Raw genomic sequence first — 17,536 nt, 5'->3', positions numbered from 1 at the left:
CCAAAACGAAACGCCCCGACCGTATCAGCTACGGCCGGGGCGCAAAACGCAAAGTTGCGTCTTCGTCTGTTAGTCGAGACGTTCGATGATGATCGCCGGGGCCATGCCGCCCGCTGCGCACATCGTGATCAGGCCATAGCGGCCATTGATGCGTTCGAGTTCGTCGAGCGCGGTGCCGATCAGCATCGAGCCGGTCGCGCCGATCGGGTGGCCCAGCGCCATCGCGCCGCCGTTCGGGTTCACCTTGGTGCGGTCAAGTTCGAGGTCGCGGATGAACTTTTCGGCCACGACGGCGAAGGCTTCGTTGATTTCGAAGACGTCGATGTCTTCCTTCTTGAGCCCGGCCTTTTCGAGCACCTTCTTCGCCGCCGGAACCGGGGCGTTGAGCATCAGCGTCGGGTCATCGCCGCAGTTGACATAGGCCACCACGCGGCCGCGCGGCTTGAGGCCGTGCTTGTCGGCATAGTCCTTTGAGGTGATGAGCACGGCGCCCGCGCCATCGACCACGCCCGAGCTGTTGCCGGCGTTGTGCACGCCCTTCCAGTTGAGGTCGGGATAACGGCGCTGGATCTGCTTGCGGAAGGTCACGCCGCCGCCCAGGTCGAAATCGGCGATGCCGTCGAAGCTGGCCTTCAGCGAAGCGAGGCCTTCAGCGGTGGTTTCGGGACGCGGAAATTCTTCGCGATCCAGCGCCACGGTGCCGTCCGGGTTGTAGACGGTAACCAGCGACTTGTCGAAGCGGCCTTCGCGGATCGCGCGGTCGGCGCGTTCCTGCGAAACCAGCGCCAGCGCGTCGAGCGCTTCGCGCGGGATGCCTTCCATCGCGGCGATCGCGTCGCCGCACACGCCCTGGTGCGACTGCGGGTGCAGCGCGTCGAGTTCGGGGTTGCCCGAACCCATGCCCATCGGCTTCAGCCCGGCATTGGCTTCTTCCGCGCCAAGCTGGGCGGTGTAGCTCATCATTTCGGTGCCGCCTGCGATCACGCAGTCTTCCATGCCCGACATGACTGCCGCCGTGGCGAGGTTGACGGAGGTGATGCCGCCACCGCAGAAGCGGTCAAGCGTCATGCCCGAGGCGCCGATGTCGTAACCGGCGGCCAGCGCGGCCATGCGGCCAAGGTCGCCGCCCTGCTTGCCCTTCTGGGTCGAGGTCGACCAGATCACGTCGTCGACCGTCGAGGTGTCGAGGTTGTTGCGGTCCTTCAGCGCCTTGAGCACGGTCGCGGCGAGGTGCTGCGGGTGAAGGTGCGAAAGCGCGCCCTTGCCGGGCTTGCCGATCCCGCGCGGGGTGCGGCATGCGTCGATGATGTAAGCTTCAGCCATTGGAATGCTCCTCTCTTGGCGTTTGTCTCTTGGTGGGGATCAGGCCAGCTTGCTGGCGAGACGGCCCCGGATGATCTGTTCGGCATCAGCCACGATGCGGCTGACGAGTTCCTGGCAGGTAGGAATATCATGGATCAGGCCCTGGATCATGCCTGCCGTCCAGATGCCGTGTTCGGTATCGCCGCTGCCCAGCCCTTCACGGCCGCGCACGCCCTTGACCAGATCGGCCACGGCTTCGAACGGCTTGCCTTCGGCTTCGGCGGCAACCACCGCCTGCGCGATCGAGTTCTTCGCCACGCGCGCGGTGTTGCGATAGGAGCGGAAGATCAATGCGGTCGAACGTTCGTCGTTATCGACCATCGCCTGCTTGAAGTTCTGGTGGATCGGCGCTTCGACCGTGGCGCAGAACCGGGTGCCCATGTTGATGCCCTCGGCGCCCAGCGCAAGGGCAGCCGCGAGGCCGCGCCCATCACCGAACCCGCCCGAGGCGAGCAGCGGGATCTTCACCTTGTCGGCCGCCGCCGGGATCAGGATCAGGCCCGGAATATCGTCTTCGCCAGGGTGACCGGCGCATTCGAAGCCGTCGATGCTGATCACGTCGACACCGGCCTTTTCAGCCGAGACGGCGTGGCGAACGGCAGTGCACTTGTGCAGGATCTTGATGCCGTTCGGCTTCATCATTTCCCACAGTTCGCGCACGGCAGGCGTGCCGGCGGTTTCGACCACCTTGATCCCGGCATCGATGATGACCTGGGTATAGGCCTTGTAGTCGGGCGGATTGATCGCGGGGAACACGGTCATGTTCACGCCGAACGGCTTGTCGGTCATGGAGCGGCAGCGTTCGATTTCGGCGGCCAGCGCCTCGGCACTGGGCTGGGTCAGGCCGGTGATGATGCCAAGGCCGCCCGCATTCGAAACGGCCGAGGCCATTTCAGCGGTGCCAACCCACTGCATCCCACCCTGGACGATCGGGTGTTCGATTTCGAGCAGCTCGGTAATGCGAGTCTTCAGCGCCATATATCCCCTCCGTGGAATCCCTTTGGCGACTCGTTTAACCGCTCAATTAAAATTGGCAATGGGCAATGCTGCGTCTGCGATAGAGTCGCAAATCAAAGCGCCTGCCCGGCGGCCTGTGCGCTGGCCCAGGCCCACTGGAAATTGTAGCCGCCGAGCCACCCGGTCACGTCCACCGCCTCGCCGATGGCATAGAGCCCCGGCACCTTGCGGGCCTGCATCGTCTGGCTGGAAAGCTCCGCCGTGCTGATCCCGCCGGCGGTCACTTCGGCCTTGGCGTAGCCTTCCGAGCCGTTGGGCATGAACCGCCAATCGCCCAGCCGCGCCTCGGCGGCGCGCAGCGCCTTGTCGGTCAGCTGGCCCAGTTCCCCGTCGATCCCGACGAGATCGCACAGCCGCGCGGCCAGCCGTTCGGACAGTGCCTCGCCCAGCACCTTCTTCAGCCGGGCGCGGGGCTGCGCACGCTTGGTCTCGATCAGCCAGCCCTCGCTCCGGTCTGGCAGAAAGTCGATCCCCACGCTGTCCCCGCGCTTCCAGTAGGACGAGACTTGCAGGATCGCCGGGCCGGACAGCCCCTTGTGGGTGAACAGCGCCGCCTCGCGGAAGGCGGCCTTGTTGCAGCGGGCGACCACATCGGCCGAAACGCCCGAAAGCTCGCGGAACAGCACGTCCTCGCCGCCCAGCGTCAGCGGCACCAGCGCGGGGCGCGGTTCCACCACCTTGAGGCCGAACTGGCGGGCGAGGTCATAGGCAAAACCGCTCGCGCCCATCTTGGGGATCGACGGCCCGCCGGTGGCGATGACCAGCGCCCGGGCAGCCAGGGTCCGCGCGCCGTGGGTTACGCGGTAAAGGCCGTCCGCATGGGCCACTTCGCGCACCTCTTCCCCGCAGCGCAGGTCCACCGCGCCCTTGGCGCATTCGGCCAGCAGCAGGTCGACGATCTGGCGCGCGGAACCATCGCAGAACAGCTGGCCCAGCGTTTTTTCGTGCCAGGCGACGCCATGGCTTTCGACGAGTTCGAGGAAATCGGCTGGCGTGTAGCGGCTGAGCGCCGACTTGGCGAAATGCGGGTTGGCCGAGAGGTAGCGGTCGGGCGCGGTGTGCAGGTTGGTGAAATTGCACCGCCCGCCGCCCGAGATCAGGATCTTCTTGCCCGGCGCCTCGGCATGGTCAAGCAGCGCCACGCGCCTGCCCCGCTGCCCCGCCACGGCAGCGCACATCAGCCCCGCCGCGCCTACGCCAAGGATAATCGCGTCGAACGCTTCGCTCACGCCGGGACCAGTTCGAGCGCCAGCGCCTCGGCCACCTTGATCCCGTCGACCGCGGCGGACAGGATGCCGCCCGCATAGCCCGCGCCCTCGCCCGCCGGGTAAAGCCCGCGGGTGTTGAGGCTCTGGCAATCCTTGCCGCGCGTGATGCGAATGGGCGAGGAGGTGCGGGTCTCCACTCCGGTCATCACCACGTCGGGATGGTCATAGCCCGGCACCTGCCGCCCGAACACGGGCAGCGCCTCGCGGATGGCCTCGATCACGAAATCGGGCAGACACTCAGACAGGTCAGTCAGCTTGACGCCCGGCTTATACGACGGGGTGACGACGCCGAATTCGCTGGAAGGCTCGCCCTTCAGGAAGTCGCCCACCTTCTGCCCCGGTGCCTGATAGTTCGATCCGCCCGCGACATAGGCCAGCGATTCAAGGCGGCGCTGCAATTCCACCCCCGCCAGCGGGTGGCCCGGAAAATCGCGTTCGGGGGTGATGTCGACCACCAGCCCCGAATTGGCGTTGAATTCGGCGCGCGAATACTGGCTCATCCCGTTGGTAACGACGCGGCCTTCCTCGCTGGTGGCAGCCACCACGCGCCCGCCCGGACACATGCAGAACGAATAGACCGAGCGCCCGTTCGAGGCCTTGTGCGCAATCGAATAGGCCGCCGCGCCAAGGATCTTGTTGCCGGCCGCCGGGCCATAGCGGGCCTTGTCGATCCAGCTTTGCGGATGCTCGATCCTGACGCCAATCGCAAAGGGCTTGGCCTCAACGTAAACGCCGCGATCGTGGAGCTTGTAGAAGGTATCACGCGCCGAATGGCCGACCGCCATGATGACATGACTGCATGGCAGGTATTCGCCTGTCGAAAGGTGCAGGCCCTTGAGCTGGCGATTGCCGTCGTCATCCTCGCCGATCTCGAAATCGTCGACCCGCGTGCCGAAACGGTATTCGCCGCCCAGGCTTTCGATCGTTTCGCGGATCGACATTACCATGGTGACGAGGCGGAAGGTGCCGATATGCGGGTGCGCTTCGGTCAGGATGTCGTCCGGCGCACCGGCCTTGACGAATTCGACCAGCACCTTGCGGCCGAGGTGACGAGGATCCTTGATCCGCGAATAGAGCTTGCCGTCGGAAAAGGTGCCTGCCCCGCCCTCGCCGAACTGGACGTTGCTTTCCGGCGTCAGCACCGAGCGGCGCCACAGCCCCCAGGTGTCCTTGGTGCGTTCGCGCACGGCCTTGCCGCGTTCGATGATGATGGGACGGAACCCCATCTGCGCCAGCACCAGCGCGGCCAGCAGGCCGCACGGTCCGGCCCCGATCACCACCGGGCGCGGACCGTTCCAGCCCTCGGGGGCCATGACCGGGAACTTGTAGGTGGTATCGGGCGACGGGCGCACGTTGTGATCGGCGCTGTGGCGGGCCAGCACGGCGGCCTCGTCCTTCACGACCACGTCGAGCGCATAGACCAGCTGGATCGCGGACTTCTTGCGCGCATCGTTGCCGCGCTTGACCACGGTGAAGCGTTCCAGCTCGTCGGCGCGGATGTCCAGCCGCCGGCAGATCGCGGCGGGCAGGTCTTCCGCCGTGTGATCGAGCGGGAGTTTGAGTTCGTTGAGGCGCAGCATTACCGCCCGCCCCTAGCCCGCTTCGCGGCAAAACGAAATGGCCCGCCACGCGAAAGGGGCGCGTGACGGGCCAAACTTCCTCCCCAGGAAGTCGTGAGCGGGTTTTACGCCGCGAACTGGTTCATCGTGTTGGCCGCGCCGCCAGCCTTGAGGGCAGCTTCACCGGCGAAGTATTCCTTGTGATCGTCACCGATGTCGGAGCCGCTCATGTTCTGGTGCTTCACGCAGGCAATGCCCTGGCGGATTTCCTGACGCTGCACGCCCTTGACGTAGCCCAGCATGCCCTGATCGCCGAAGTATTCCTTGGCGAGGTTGTCGGTGCTGAGCGCCGCCGTGTGATAGGTCGGCAGGGTGATCAGGTGGTGGAAGATACCGGCCTGGGCGGCGGCATCACGTTGGAAGGTGCGGATGCGTTCGTCGGCTTCGTTCGACAGTTCGCTGCCGTCATAGTCCACGCTCATCAGCTTGGCGCGGTCATAGGCGGAGACGTCCTTGCCCTCGGCGGTCCAGGCGTCGAACACCTGCTGGCGGAAGTTCAGCGTCCAGTTGAAGCTGGGCGAGTTGTTGTAGACCAGCTTGGCGTTGGGGATCACTTCGCGGATCCGGTCAACCATGCCGCCGATCTGGCCGATGTGCGGCTTTTCGGTTTCGATCCACAGCAGGTCCGCACCGTTCTGAAGGCTGGTGATGCAATCGAGCACGCAGCGGTCTTCGCCCGTTCCGGCGCGGAACTGGTAAAGGTTGCTGGGCAGGCGCTTGGGACGCAGCAGCTTGCCGTCGCGGCTGATCAGGACATCGCCGTGGCCGACGTTGGCCGGATCGACTTCGTCGCAGTCGAGGAAGCTGTTGTACTGGTCGCCGATGTCACCGGCTTCGCGGGTGAAGGCGATCTGCTTGGTCAGGCCAGCGCCGAGCGAGTCGGTACGGGCAACGATCACGCCGTCTTCAACGCCCAGTTCCATGAAGGCATAGCGAACGGCGCGGATCTTCGCGAGGAAGTCCTCGTGCGGGACGGTAACCTTGCCATCCTGGTGGCCGCACTGCTTTTCGTCGGAAACCTGGTTTTCGATCTGGATGCAGCAGGCGCCCGCTTCGATCATCTTCTTCGAGAGCAGATAGGTGGCTTCCGCATTGCCGAACCCGGCGTCGATGTCGGCGATGATCGGCACGATGTGGGTCTGGTGACCGTCGATCGCGGCCTGAACCTGCTTGGCCTTGACCTCGTCGCCTGCGGCGCGGGCAGCATCCAGATCGCGGAACAGCATGCCCAGTTCACGGGCGTCGGCTTGGCGCAGGAAGGTGTAGAGTTCCTCGATCAGCATCGGCACGGTGGTCTTCTCGTGCATCGACTGGTCGGGCAGCGGGCCGAATTCGCTGCGCAGCGCGGCGACCATCCAGCCCGAGAGGTAGAGGTAGCGGCCCTTGGTGGTGCCGAAGTGCTTCTTGATGGAAATCATCTTCTGCTGACCGATGAAACCGTGCCAACAACCCAGCGACTGGGTGTAGTTGGCCGGATCCTGGTCATAGGCGGCCATGTCTTCGCGCATGATCTTCGCGGTGTAGCGCGCAATGTCGAGGCCGGTCTTGAAGCGGTTCTGCAGGCGCATGCGGGCCACGGATTCGGCTTCGATCCCGTTCCAGGTCTTCTCGAAGCGGCCGATTTCCTGTCCGGCTTCGGCGATGGTCGTCTGGTAGGTCATGGCACGTATCCTCATTCGCAAGCCCGGGGAGGCGGGCAATCCATGGGCATGCAAATGACGCGGAAGCCGGACTGCGGAAAGCGCCTGCGGAGTCGGTTTGTAATGCTTTACATATTTTCCTTGTAAAGTTGTGCAGGTATGACAAAATACGCCGCATGGCCGAATCCCGCCCGCTTTACCTTGGTCCGCGCCTGAAACGCCTGCGCCGCGAACTGGGCCTGACCCAGCAGGCGATGGCGGCCGACCTTGCCATTTCGCCCAGCTATGTCGCCCTGCTCGAACGCAACCAGCGCCCGCTGACGGCGGACCTGCTGCTGCGCCTCGCCAAAAGCTACAAGTTCGACCTCACCGACTTTGCCGGGGAAGACAGCGAGGATTACGCCCGCCGCATCGGCGACGTGCTGCGCGATCCGATCTTTGCCGATATCGACCTGCCCGCGTTGGAAGTGGCCGACCTTGCCACCAGCTTCCCCGGCGTGAGCGAGGCGCTGCTGCGGCTCTATTCCGCCTATAGCCGCGAGCACCGCCTGCTCGCCGAACGCCGCGACAGCCCGGACGAGAACGACCCCGTGGCCGAGGCGCGGCGGTTCGTCGCGCGGGAGCGCAACTATTTTCACGCGATCGACACCCGCGCCGAGGAAGTCGCCGCCGAAATCGCGCGCAAGGGCAGCGCGGCGGAATGGCTGCGCGCGACCACCGGCGTGCGGGTGCGCTATCTGCCGTCCGACGTGATGATGGACGCGCTGCGCCGCTATGACCGGCACAACGAACAGCTGCTGATCGACGATACGCTCGACGGCGCCAGCCGCGCGTTCCAGGTTGCCACCCACATCGCCTATACCGCGCTGCGCGGCGAGATCGCGCAGGTGATCCGCGCCGAAGACTTCGCCAGCCCCACTGCCGCAGCCCTCGTCCGCCGCGCGCTCGCCAGCTATGGCGCCGCCGCGATCCTGATGCCCTATGACCGCTTTGCCCGCGCGGTCGAGGCGCGTTCCTATGACATCGAGGCGCTTAGCCGCGCCTTCGGCACCAGTTTCGAACAGGTCGCCCACCGGCTCACCACGCTGAACAAGCCGGGGATGCTGCGGGTGCCGTTCTTCTTCATCCGCGTCGACATGGCCGGCAATGTTTCCAAACGGCTTGACGGGGCAGGCTTCCCCTTTGCCGGACACGGCGGCGGCTGCCCCTTGTGGAGCGTCCATTCAGTATTCCGCACGCCCGGCGAAATCGTCACCCAGTTGCTCGAACTGCCGGACGGCCAGCACTTCTTCTCGATCGCGCGGACGGTGCGCGCGGGCGGCGGCAAGTTTGGCGAACAGCCGGTGCTGCGCGCCATCGCGCTCGCCTGTGCGGCAGAACACGCGCCCAAGCTGATCTATGCCCAAAAAGGCCTGCCCGAAGCGACCCCGATCGGGGTTACCTGCCGGCTGTGCAACCGCCCGGCCTGCACCGCGCGCGCCGCCCCGCCGGTTGGCCGCGATATCCTGTCAGACGACTGGCGGCGCGATGCCGCGCCGTTCGGCTTCGACGATCAGTGATGACAAGCCTGCGCCAGCGCGGCTAGGGACCCGTTCCGCGATTCGGTCGTGAGGATGCCCCAATGCCAGAAACCCAATCCACTGCCCCGGAAGGCGTGAACACTTCCAAGCTGATCCTGATCGAGGACGGCGAATGGGCCGGCTGGCACAAGTGGGCCAGCGAAGAGCCATTCGAGGATCATGCCGGACCGTTCTATGTCCGATGGGAAGACGGCAAGGCTGTCGCGGGCTTCCGGGTCCAGCCCAAAAACCTCAACGGCTGGGGCAACTGCCATGGCGGCGCGCTGCTGACCTTTGCGGACTATGCGCTGTTCATGATCGCGGAAAACGGCGGCCCGGTGGGCGGCGTGACCGTCACCATGTCGAGCGAATTCGTTGGCCCGGGCCGCGCGGGCGCACTGCTGACCGCGAAGGGCGAAGTCACGCGCAAGGGCGGCAGCCTGATCTTCGTGCGCGGCACGATCAGCGACGGCGACGAGCCGGTGCTGACCTTTTCGGCCACGATCAAGAAACTGCGCGGCTAGGCAATTGGCCGCGCGGCCAAGCCCGCGTCAGGAAACCGCCGCGACCAACGCCAGCACGCGGTGCGCCTGATCAAGGTGGAGCAGTTCTACCATCTTGCCCGCAACCTTGATTGCGCCCTTGCCGGCGTTTTCCGGCAGTTCGAACGCCTCTGCCACGGCGCGCGCCCATGAGACTTCGGCTTCGCTTGGCGTAAACACCGCGTTGCAGACGTCGATCTGGTCAGGGTGGATCAGGGTCTTGCCGTCAAAGCCCCATTCGAGGCCCTGATCGGCCTCGGCGCGGAACACGTCCATATCGCGGAATTCGTTGCACACCCCGTCGAGCACGATCAGGCCGTGCGCCCGCGCCGCGGCCACCGCCAGCGTCAACACCGGCAGGAACGGCGCGCGGCCGGGGCGCAGCTGGGCGCGCATTGCCTTGGCGAGATCGTTGGTGCCCATCACGAAGCCCGCAAGTCGCGTATCGGCGGCGCAGGCGGCAATGGCATCAAGCTGCGGCACGCAGGCGCAGGTCTCGATCATTACCCACAGCTTCATGCGTTCCGGCGCGTTGGCAAGCAGCGCATCATAGGCGCGCACTTCCGCCGGACTGCTGACCTTGGGGACCAGCACGGCATCAGGACCGGCGGCGCTGATCGCGGCCAGATCATCCCGCCCCCATTCGGTGGTCAGACCATTGGCGCGCACCACCAGTTCGCGGGTGCCAAATCCGCCCTCGGCCACGGCGGCGACGGCGGCGGCGCGGGCTTCCGCCTTGAACTCCGGCGCGACGGCATCTTCAAGGTCGAGGATCACCACGTCGGCAGGCAGGGTGCGGGCCTTGGCCAGCGCCTTGGCGTTGGATGCGGGCAGGTAGAGCGCGGAGCGGCGGGGGCGGAACGTGGTCATGCCTTGCCGTGCCATATCCCGCCCCAGCTAGACAAGCCCGCCGCGCGCCTGCACTCTCGCGCCAAACACCAATGGAGGGATAATGTCTGAAGTGCAGCTTATCCGGTCGATGAAGGGGCTGACGGTTCTGGTCACGGGCGCGGGCAGCGGCATGGGCCGCGCCACGGCGCAGGTTTTCGCGGCCGAAGGCGCGAACGTCGCCGTCACCGACCTGCCCGGCACCCCGATCGAGGATATCGCGGCAGAGCTGCGCGCGCGGGGCCTGTCAGCTCAGGCCTGGCCGCTCGACGTCAGCGATGCGGACGCGATCAAGGCCGTGGTGAACGATGTCGCGGTGCATTTCGGCAGCCTCGATTCGGTGGTCAACAACGCGGGGATTTCGGCGTTCTGCCCGATCGACGATGACGATGCCTATGAAGGGATCTGGAACCGCGCGGTCACGATCCTGCTGACCGCGCACCAGCGCATCATCCGCGCCGCCCTGCCGCACCTGCGCAAATCAGCCGCGCCGCGCATCGTCAACATCGCCTCGACCGAAGCGCTCGGTGCCACCTCGCGCGACAGCCCCTATGCCGCGGCCAAGGCGGGCGTCACCGGCCTGACCCGCGCGCTGGCGGTGGAACTGGGGCGCGAGGGGATCACGGTCAACTGCATCTGCCCGGGCCCGATCCGCACCGGCATGACCGCCAACGTGCCCGAAGGCGACAAGGAAACCTATGCCCACCGCCGCACCGCGCTGCGCCGCTATGGCCTGCCGGAGGAAGTGGCGCACATGACGCTGAGCCTGTGCCTTCCCGCAGCTTCGTTCCTGACTGGCGTGACGATCCCGGTGGACGGCGGGCTGATGGCAAGGAACGCTTAGGCGAGACTGGCCCCGCTTTCCCAGAAGCGGCGCACCAGCTCGGCCTGCCCACGCAGGCCGAGCTTGGCATAGGCTTGCTTCGAGTAATTGCGCGCGGTTTCAAGGGTAAGGCCCAGCGCCTCTCCTGCTTCGGCAATCGAGGCACCGCGCGCCAAGGCGACGGCGAACTCGGCTTCGCGCGGCGGAAGGCCGGTAAGCGCGGCGAACAGCGGTGCAGACGGCTGTTCCCCGGCGGCGGCAAAGCGGCATAGCGCCATCGTCGCTGCGCCGGGCAGGTCGCTGGGCATCAGCACCGCTTCGATCCGGGGCGCAACGCTGAGCACGGCGGCGCGCGGCGCATCGCCGGGGACAAAACCGCCCAGCCGCTCGCCCACGCGCAGCCTGAGGCCCGCCGCTTCGAAGCGTTCGGCCAGACCCGGCCCCACCTCGACCACGCGCCCTTCGGCATCGAGCAGCAACCAGCCCGCCCCCGCCCGTTCAAACGCTGCGGCGCTGGCGGCGGCCTGTGCAGCATGGCGCTGCTCGGCGCGGAACTGGCGCAGCGCCATGCCGACATAGGGCGCCAGCGCGGAAAGCAGCGCGCTGTCCGCCGCGCGGCAGCCATCGGCGCGCGTGATTGCCAGCCAGGCCGGGTCATCCCCCGGCAAGCGCAGGACGCGGGCATCGTCTGCACAGCCGTCTTCATCGGTCAATTCCGCCAGCGCATAGACGCGCCCGCGCCGCAAGCCGGCAGCGCGAATGCACTGAACCAGGGTGCCCAGCCCCTCGCCTCGCTCAAACACCGCGCCTTCGAGCACTAGCGCGGCCGTATCGGCCTGCGTGCGGCGGATTAGCCGGTCAAGGAACGAGGCAAAGCGCGCGCCATCGGCTCCGCCGCCAAGCAGCGGGATCAGCAGATCGGTCTCGTCGGCGCTGGTCAACATGGCTACCTCCCATATGGGAGGTGCGAGGCTTTGTCACCCCACCTATCTGCGCAGGCATTCACAGGTTGCCACGCGAAGGACAGGCATGACCGGCAAGACCCTTACCCACCTCCAGCGGCTTGAGGCCGAGGCGATCCACATCATGCGCGAAGTGGTGGCCGAGGCGGAACGTCCGGTCATGCTCTATTCGGTCGGCAAGGACTCTGCGGTGATGCTGCACCTGGCGCGCAAGGCGTTCTATCCCGCGCCGCCGCCCTTCCCCCTGCTCCACGTCGATACCACGTGGAAATTCAAGGATATGTACGCCCTGCGCGACCGCATGGCCGAGGAAAGCGGCATGGAGCTGCTGGTCTATCAGAACCCGGAAGCGGCGGAGCGGGGGATCAACCCGTTCGATCACGGCGCGCTGCACACCGATATGTGGAAGACCGAGGGGCTGAAGCAGGCGCTCGACAAGTGGGGCTTCGATGCGGCCTTCGGCGGCGCGCGCCGGGACGAGGAAAAGAGCCGCGCCAAGGAGCGGATATTCTCGTTCCGCACCGCCAGCCACGGCTGGGACCCCAAGAACCAGCGCCCGGAACTGTGGAACCTCTACAACGCCCGCAAGAACAAGGGCGAGAGCATCCGCGTGTTCCCGATCTCGAACTGGACCGAACTGGATATCTGGCAGTACATCCAGCTCAACGACGTGCCGATCGTGCCGCTCTATTTCGCACAAGAGCGTCCGACCTTCGAATGGGAGGGCGGCCTGTTCATGGCCGACGATATCGAACGCCTGGAAAAGGTGTTGGGTCACCGCCCCGAAATCGTCAACCGCTCGATCCGCTTCCGCACCCTTGGCTGCTTCCCGCTGACCGGCGCGGTGGAGAGCACGGCAAAGACCTTGCCCGAAGTGATCCAGGAAACCCTGCTTACCACCACCAGCGAACGCCAGGGCCGCGTGATCGACAAGGACGCTGGCGGCGCGGGCATGGAAGTGAAGAAGCAGCAGGGGTATTTCTGATGACCGATATGACCGCAACCGCGCCGGTCTACCAGACCGAAGCCCTGATCGCCGAGGATATCGAGGCCTACCTCGACCAGCACCAGCACAAGACCATGCTGCGCTTCATCACCTGCGGCAGCGTGGACGATGGCAAGTCGACCCTGATCGGGCGGCTGCTTTACGATTCGAAGATGATCTTCGAGGACCAGCTCGCCGCGCTGGAGAATGACAGCAAGAAAGTTGGCACCCAGGGCCAGGAGATCGACTTCGCTCTGTTGGTCGATGGGCTTGCCGCCGAGCGTGAACAGGGCATCACCATCGACGTCGCCTATCGCTTCTTCAGCACCGAAAAGCGCAAGTTCATCGTCGCGGACTGCCCCGGCCACGAACAGTACACCCGCAACATGGTGACCGGCGCTTCGACCGCCGATCTCGCCGTGATCCTGATCGACGCGCGCAAGGGCGTGCTGCCGCAGACCCGCCGCCATTCGTACCTGTGCCACCTGATCGGCATCCGCCATCTGGTGCTGGCCGTGAACAAGATGGACCTGGTGGATTACAGCCAGGAGGTGTTCGACAAGATCGTGGCCGATTACGGCGAATTCGCAGCCTCGATCGGCATCGAAAGCTTCACCGCGATCCCGATCTCGGGCTTCAAGGGTGACAACATCACCGCCCTGTCCACCAACACGCCGTGGTATGCGGGCACGACGCTGGTCGAGCAGCTCGAGACGGTCGAGGTCGATACCACCACCGATCAGGCCAAGCCCTTCCGCATGGCGGTGCAGTGGGTCAACCGCCCCAATCTCGATTTCCGGGGCTTCGCGGGCCTGATCGCGACCGGCAGCGTCAAACCCGGGGATGCGATCCGCGTGCTGCCTTCGGGCAAGACCAGCACTGTGGCACGGATCGTCACGCTGGAGGGCGATCTGGACGAGGCCGTTGCCGGCCAGTCGGTTACGCTGACCTTGGCCGACGAGATCGACTGTTCGCGCGGCGATGTGATCGCCGCCGCCGATGCCCCGCCGCAGGCCGCCGACCAGTTCGAGGCGACGCTGGTGTGGATGGACGACGAAGCGCTCCACGTTGGCCGCGCCTATTGGCTCAAGCTTGGCACCCAGACCGTTTCGGTGACGGTGCAGGCGCCCAAGTACACGATCAACGTCAACACGCTGGAACATCTCGCCGCCAAGACGCTTGATCTCAACGCGATCGGCGTGGTCGAGATTGCCACCGACAAGCCGCTGGTGTTCGAACCCTACGAGCAGAGCCGCACGCTGGGCGGGTTCATCCTGATCGACAAGCTGACCAACCGCACGGTGGGCGCCGGGATACTGCATTTCAGCCTGCGCCGCTCGCAGAACGTGCACTGGCAGGCGGTCGACATCACCCGCGAACAGCATGCTTATCTGAAGAACCAGAAGCCCGCCGTGCTGTGGTTCACCGGACTGTCGGGCGCGGGCAAGTCGACCATCGCCAACCTGGTCGAAAAGAAGCTGCACCGGATGAACCGGCACACTTTCCTGCTCGATGGCGACAACGTGCGCCACGGCCTCAACCGCGACCTTGGCTTTACCGAGGCCGACCGGATCGAGAACATCCGCCGCGTGGGCGAAGTGGCCAAGCTGATGGCCGACGCCGGCCTGATCGTGCTCACCGCCTTCATCTCGCCGTTCCGGGCCGAGCGTGAAATGGTCCGCGCGATGCTGCCCGAGGGCGAGTTCATCGAGGTGCACATCGACACCCCGCTGGCCGATGCCGAAGCGCGCGATGTGAAGGGGCTATACAAGAAAGCACGTTCGGGCGAACTTAAGAACTTCACCGGAATCGACAGCCCTTACGAAGCGCCGATTTCGCCCGAGATCAGGATCGATACAACCCAGATCACCCCCGAACAGGCGGCCGATCTGATTGTCGACCATCTGTTGGGGGATGCCTGAGCCATGCTGCTGTTCAATGGCCACGAAACGCATAGCCGATCCTTCGTCAAAGGCGTTTCCTGGCGCATTCTGGGCAGCATCGACACGTTCATGCTCAGCTGGTTCTTTACCGGCAGCCCCAAGGCGGCCGGGGCGATTGCCTCGACCGAGGTGATCACTAAGGTGCTGCTGTACTATTTCCACGAACGCGTTTGGAGCTCGGTAAAATGGGGCGTAGATCGCTTGCCCGCCGATCCTGCCGCCGAAATCTGAGGCCTGCCGAATGACCGATGCCGAACTTGCCGCCCATCTGGCCGAAGTGGCCGGGCGACTGTTGCTCGAAGTGCGCGGATCGGGCGTGTTTTCGGGCAAGGCGCTGGGCAATGCCGGCGATGCGGTTGCCAACCGCTTTCTGGTCGAGGCCCTGCGCGAGGCGCGCACCGACGACGGCCTGCTGTCCGAAGAGGAAAAGGACAGCGCCGAACGCCTGAGCCAAAGCCGGGTTTGGATCGTCGACCCAGTCGACGGCACCCGCGAATATGGCGAGGAGCGCGTCGACTGGGCGGTCCACGTTGCACTCGCGGTCGATGGCAAGCCGGTGCTTGGCGCGGTGGCCCTGCCCGGTGCGGATGCAGTGCTGCGCAGCGACCGCCCGGTCGTCGTACCCCCGGCGCCCGAGCGCCTGCGCATGGTCGTCAGCCGCACCCGCCCTGCCGCAGAGGCGATGGGCGTCGCAGCCGCGCTCGATGCCGAGATCATCCCGATGGGCAGCGCCGGGGCCAAGGCCATGGCCGTGGTGCTTGGGCAGGCCGACATCTACCTCCACACCGGCGGACAATACGAGTGGGACAGCTGCGCGCCAGCCGCCGTGGCGCTGGCGCATGGCCTCCACGTCAGCCGGATCGATGGCAGCCCGCTGATCTACAACCAGCGCGACACCTATATGCCGGACCTGCTGGTCTGCCGCCCGGAGCACGCACCGCTGGTGTTCGAGGCACTGAAGGGGCTTTAACCCTTCTTCAGCTGCCCTCGGATTTCCGCGCCCTGCTCGTCCAGCCGCGGCGGCATGGCCACCTGCGCCGGGATTCCGGCGGAAAAGCGCACGGGCTGCGCCTGTTCGAAATAGGCGCCTTCGCTGGGATGCTCGCGCCGGCGGAAGAAGCCCACGGCATTGAGGTGCTCGTCATGGATCACCTCGCCCAGGTCGCGCACGGCCTGTGCGGGCAGTTGCACGGCGTGGCAGCGGCTGACCAGTTCCGCGACGGTGAAGTTGGGCGTCAGTTCGGCGATGTGCTGATAGAGCTCATCCTGGTGCGCGGCGCGTCCGCCTGGCACGTTAAAGCGTTCCTGCTTGATGAACTCGGGGTCTTCCAGCACGGTGAAAACCCGGTCCCAGGCATCGTGGGTATACATCACGATGCTGACCGCCCCGTCGCTGGCCGGAAACGGTTGGCGATAGGGATCGACCTGCCGGGCATAGCCGACCGGCGCGTTGGGCGGATCGAAGGTCTGCCCGCCCAGATGCTCCAGCATCATGAAGCTGGCGAACACCTCGAACATCGGCACTTCGACCAGTTGCCCCTCGCCCGTGCGCTGGCGGTGGAACAGCGCCCCCATCGCGCCATAGGCCGCGTGCAGCCCCGCCACCTTGTCGGCGATCAGCGAAGGCAGATAGCGCGGGCGGGGATTGCCATCGACGCGCGGCAGCAGCGTGGCCGTGCCGCTGGCGGTCTGGATAACGTCGTCATAGGCCTGAAGATCGGCATAGGGGCCGTCCTGCCCGAACCCGACGCAGTGGACATAGATGATATCGGGCCGCAGCGCCTTGACGCTGGCATAGTCCAGCCCCAGCCGTTCGAGCGCCTTGCCCCGAACGTTGACCACGAACACGTCCGCCTCGCGCAGCAGGTCCTGCATAACGGCGTTGTCGGCCTCGGCCTTGAGATCGAGCGCGATCGAGCGCTTGCCGCGGTTGAGCGCCATGAAGCCAGGCGCCATGCCCGGCGTGGCGGCAGGCGCCGCCGACCAGCGGAAGGCATCGCCGATCCCCGGCCCCTCGACCTTGATCACGTCCGCGCCCAGATCGGCGAGGATCTGCGTTGCATAGGGTCCGAAGACCACGCTGGTGAGATCGACGACCTTGATACCTTCGAGCATGCCCATGCGGCCTTATCCTCCCTGACAAGGACAGGCCGATGCCACAACTCGGGGACGCAGGGAAAGGGGCGGCGCGCGCGCCCCGACCCAAAAAAAATCAGGCGCTGCGCGCCGGCGGCTCGTAAGGCGGCAGACCTTCGTAAACGCTGTCGGGCGTCACCAGCATCTTTTCATAGACCTCCTTGGGATAGTCGAGATGCGGCTTGGCCGGGTCAAAGGCCGGCTGGGGCAGCTTTTCGGGCCCGGTATAGGGCGGCGGATTGATCATCGCCTGCATTTCGTCGGGCGTCACGCCGTGGCTGGCCAGAATCGCCGGATCGACCCAGGTCGCCGCATCGAGCATGCGATACTGCAGCGCGATTTCCAGCGTCATGTTCTCCGGACCCGCGAAATAGAGCGACTTGCAAAAGCCGTGATCGATCGGACCGACGATCGGCACGCCGTGGCTGCGCACGCGGTCGCGCATGGCATAGAGCGCGGCTTCATCAGGCACGCGGAAGGCGATGTGCTGCATCACGCCCGGCGCGCAGGGGATTTCTCCCCGGCCGGCATGGGTCACCCCGATCGTGCTGGGGATCTTTTCCCCGCCCGGCACGTGCACCAGACTGAACAGGCTGTCATCCGCCATCTTCAGGAAGGCATGCGATGCCCCTTCGACGCCGTGCATTTCGAAAATCGCGACCAGCGGGAAGCCGAGCACTTGCGTGAAGAATTCCAGCTGCTTCTTCATGTCCCCGGCCATGAAGGCGATGTGATGCACCCCTACGGGATGCTGGGATAGGGTCTTGGTCATCGGTTCATCTCCTCGATAAC

General features: G+C 65.7%; 16 protein-coding genes. 7 read left to right on the top strand and 9 right to left on the bottom strand.

Annotated elements, in window-relative coordinates:
* Positions 1 to 69: 69 nt before the first annotated feature.
* The 5 genes from ACE3SN_RS03530 to ACE3SN_RS03510 form a co-directional block, all read right to left on the bottom strand.
* Positions 70 to 1,323 carry an acetyl-CoA C-acetyltransferase gene (locus ACE3SN_RS03530; RefSeq protein WP_374527527.1) on the bottom strand — a complete coding sequence of 418 codons (1,254 nt, stop codon included), beginning with the start codon at positions 1,321 to 1,323 and terminating at the stop codon, positions 70 to 72.
* Positions 1,324 to 1,362: 39 nt separating this feature from the next.
* On the bottom strand, positions 1,363 to 2,340 hold the full coding sequence (locus ACE3SN_RS03525; RefSeq protein WP_374527525.1) for an NAD(P)H-dependent flavin oxidoreductase: 978 nt from the start codon (positions 2,338 to 2,340) through the stop codon (positions 1,363 to 1,365).
* A 92-nt stretch (positions 2,341 to 2,432) separates the two neighbouring features.
* Positions 2,433 to 3,608 carry an NAD(P)/FAD-dependent oxidoreductase gene (locus ACE3SN_RS03520; RefSeq protein WP_374527523.1) on the bottom strand — a complete coding sequence of 392 codons (1,176 nt, stop codon included), beginning with the start codon at positions 3,606 to 3,608 and terminating at the stop codon, positions 2,433 to 2,435.
* Entirely contained in the window at positions 3,605 to 5,227 is a 1,623-nt protein-coding gene (locus tag ACE3SN_RS03515; RefSeq protein ID WP_374527521.1) for an NAD(P)/FAD-dependent oxidoreductase, read from the bottom strand. Before ACE3SN_RS03515 ends, ACE3SN_RS03520 begins: the two co-directional genes overlap by 4 nt.
* 104 nt (positions 5,228 to 5,331) lie before the next feature.
* Positions 5,332 to 6,927: an isocitrate lyase gene (locus tag ACE3SN_RS03510; RefSeq protein ID WP_374527519.1), complete on the bottom strand. Its 1,596-nt coding sequence runs from the start codon at positions 6,925 to 6,927 to the stop codon at positions 5,332 to 5,334.
* 155 nt (positions 6,928 to 7,082) lie between these two features.
* Here ACE3SN_RS03510 and ACE3SN_RS03505 point away from each other — a divergent pair, with 155 nt between their 5' ends.
* The gene (locus ACE3SN_RS03505; protein WP_374527517.1) at positions 7,083 to 8,465 is read left to right on the top strand and encodes a short-chain fatty acyl-CoA regulator family protein; all 1,383 of its coding nucleotides are present in this window, start codon (positions 7,083 to 7,085) and stop codon (positions 8,463 to 8,465) included.
* Positions 8,466 to 8,527: 62 nt separating this feature from the next.
* On the top strand, positions 8,528 to 8,989 hold the full coding sequence (locus ACE3SN_RS03500) for a PaaI family thioesterase (RefSeq protein WP_374527515.1): 462 nt from the start codon (positions 8,528 to 8,530) through the stop codon (positions 8,987 to 8,989).
* A 27-nt stretch (positions 8,990 to 9,016) separates the two neighbouring features.
* Here the strand turns inward: ACE3SN_RS03500 and ACE3SN_RS03495 are convergent, their stop codons facing one another.
* Positions 9,017 to 9,877 carry a CoA ester lyase gene (locus tag ACE3SN_RS03495; RefSeq protein ID WP_374527513.1) on the bottom strand — a complete coding sequence of 287 codons (861 nt, stop codon included), beginning with the start codon at positions 9,875 to 9,877 and terminating at the stop codon, positions 9,017 to 9,019.
* An 82-nt stretch (positions 9,878 to 9,959) separates the two neighbouring features.
* On the opposite strand from ACE3SN_RS03495, the gene ACE3SN_RS03490 reads away from it, so the two are divergent.
* Positions 9,960 to 10,739 (top strand): SDR family NAD(P)-dependent oxidoreductase, encoded by a 780-nt coding sequence (locus tag ACE3SN_RS03490; protein ID WP_374527511.1) that lies wholly within the window; start codon positions 9,960 to 9,962, stop codon positions 10,737 to 10,739.
* Here ACE3SN_RS03490 and ACE3SN_RS03485 read toward each other — a convergent pair.
* Entirely contained in the window at positions 10,736 to 11,662 is a 927-nt protein-coding gene (locus ACE3SN_RS03485; RefSeq protein WP_374527509.1) for a helix-turn-helix transcriptional regulator, read from the bottom strand. The two genes, ACE3SN_RS03490 and ACE3SN_RS03485, sit on opposite strands and share 4 nt — an antisense overlap.
* Positions 11,663 to 11,747: 85 nt before the next feature.
* On the opposite strand from ACE3SN_RS03485, the gene cysD reads away from it, so the two are divergent.
* Genes cysD through ACE3SN_RS03465 form a run of 4 tightly spaced genes read left to right on the top strand, consistent with a single transcriptional unit; the run spans position 11,748 to position 15,578 of the window.
* Entirely contained in the window at positions 11,748 to 12,665 is a 918-nt protein-coding gene (gene cysD / locus ACE3SN_RS03480) for a sulfate adenylyltransferase subunit CysD (protein WP_374527507.1), read from the top strand.
* Positions 12,665 to 14,587: a sulfate adenylyltransferase subunit CysN gene (gene cysN, locus ACE3SN_RS03475; RefSeq protein ID WP_374527505.1), complete on the top strand. Its 1,923-nt coding sequence runs from the start codon at positions 12,665 to 12,667 to the stop codon at positions 14,585 to 14,587. The genes cysD and cysN overlap by 1 nt, the downstream gene beginning before the upstream one ends.
* A gap of 3 nt (positions 14,588 to 14,590) precedes the next feature.
* Positions 14,591 to 14,839 carry a DUF2061 domain-containing protein gene (locus ACE3SN_RS03470; protein WP_374527503.1) on the top strand — a complete coding sequence of 83 codons (249 nt, stop codon included), beginning with the start codon at positions 14,591 to 14,593 and terminating at the stop codon, positions 14,837 to 14,839.
* Between the two features lie 10 nt (positions 14,840 to 14,849).
* The gene (locus ACE3SN_RS03465) at positions 14,850 to 15,578 is read left to right on the top strand and encodes a 3'(2'),5'-bisphosphate nucleotidase CysQ (protein WP_374527501.1); all 729 of its coding nucleotides are present in this window, start codon (positions 14,850 to 14,852) and stop codon (positions 15,576 to 15,578) included.
* Here the strand turns inward: ACE3SN_RS03465 and ACE3SN_RS03460 are convergent.
* Positions 15,575 to 16,729, bottom strand: coding sequence for a CaiB/BaiF CoA transferase family protein (locus tag ACE3SN_RS03460; protein WP_374527499.1), 1,155 nt, complete (start codon positions 16,727 to 16,729; stop codon positions 15,575 to 15,577). The genes ACE3SN_RS03465 and ACE3SN_RS03460 overlap by 4 nt on opposite strands.
* 91 nt (positions 16,730 to 16,820) lie before the next feature.
* On the bottom strand, positions 16,821 to 17,516 hold the full coding sequence (locus ACE3SN_RS03455; protein WP_374527497.1) for a VOC family protein: 696 nt from the start codon (positions 17,514 to 17,516) through the stop codon (positions 16,821 to 16,823).
* Positions 17,517 to 17,536 lie beyond the last annotated feature (20 nt).

The sequence above is a fragment of the Novosphingobium sp. genome, assembly GCF_041915465.1.
Taxonomy (GTDB): Bacteria; Pseudomonadota; Alphaproteobacteria; order Sphingomonadales; family Sphingomonadaceae; genus Novosphingobium.
Note: the sequence above shows the minus strand (reverse complement) of the source record. Positions and strands in the feature narration are given on the sequence as shown.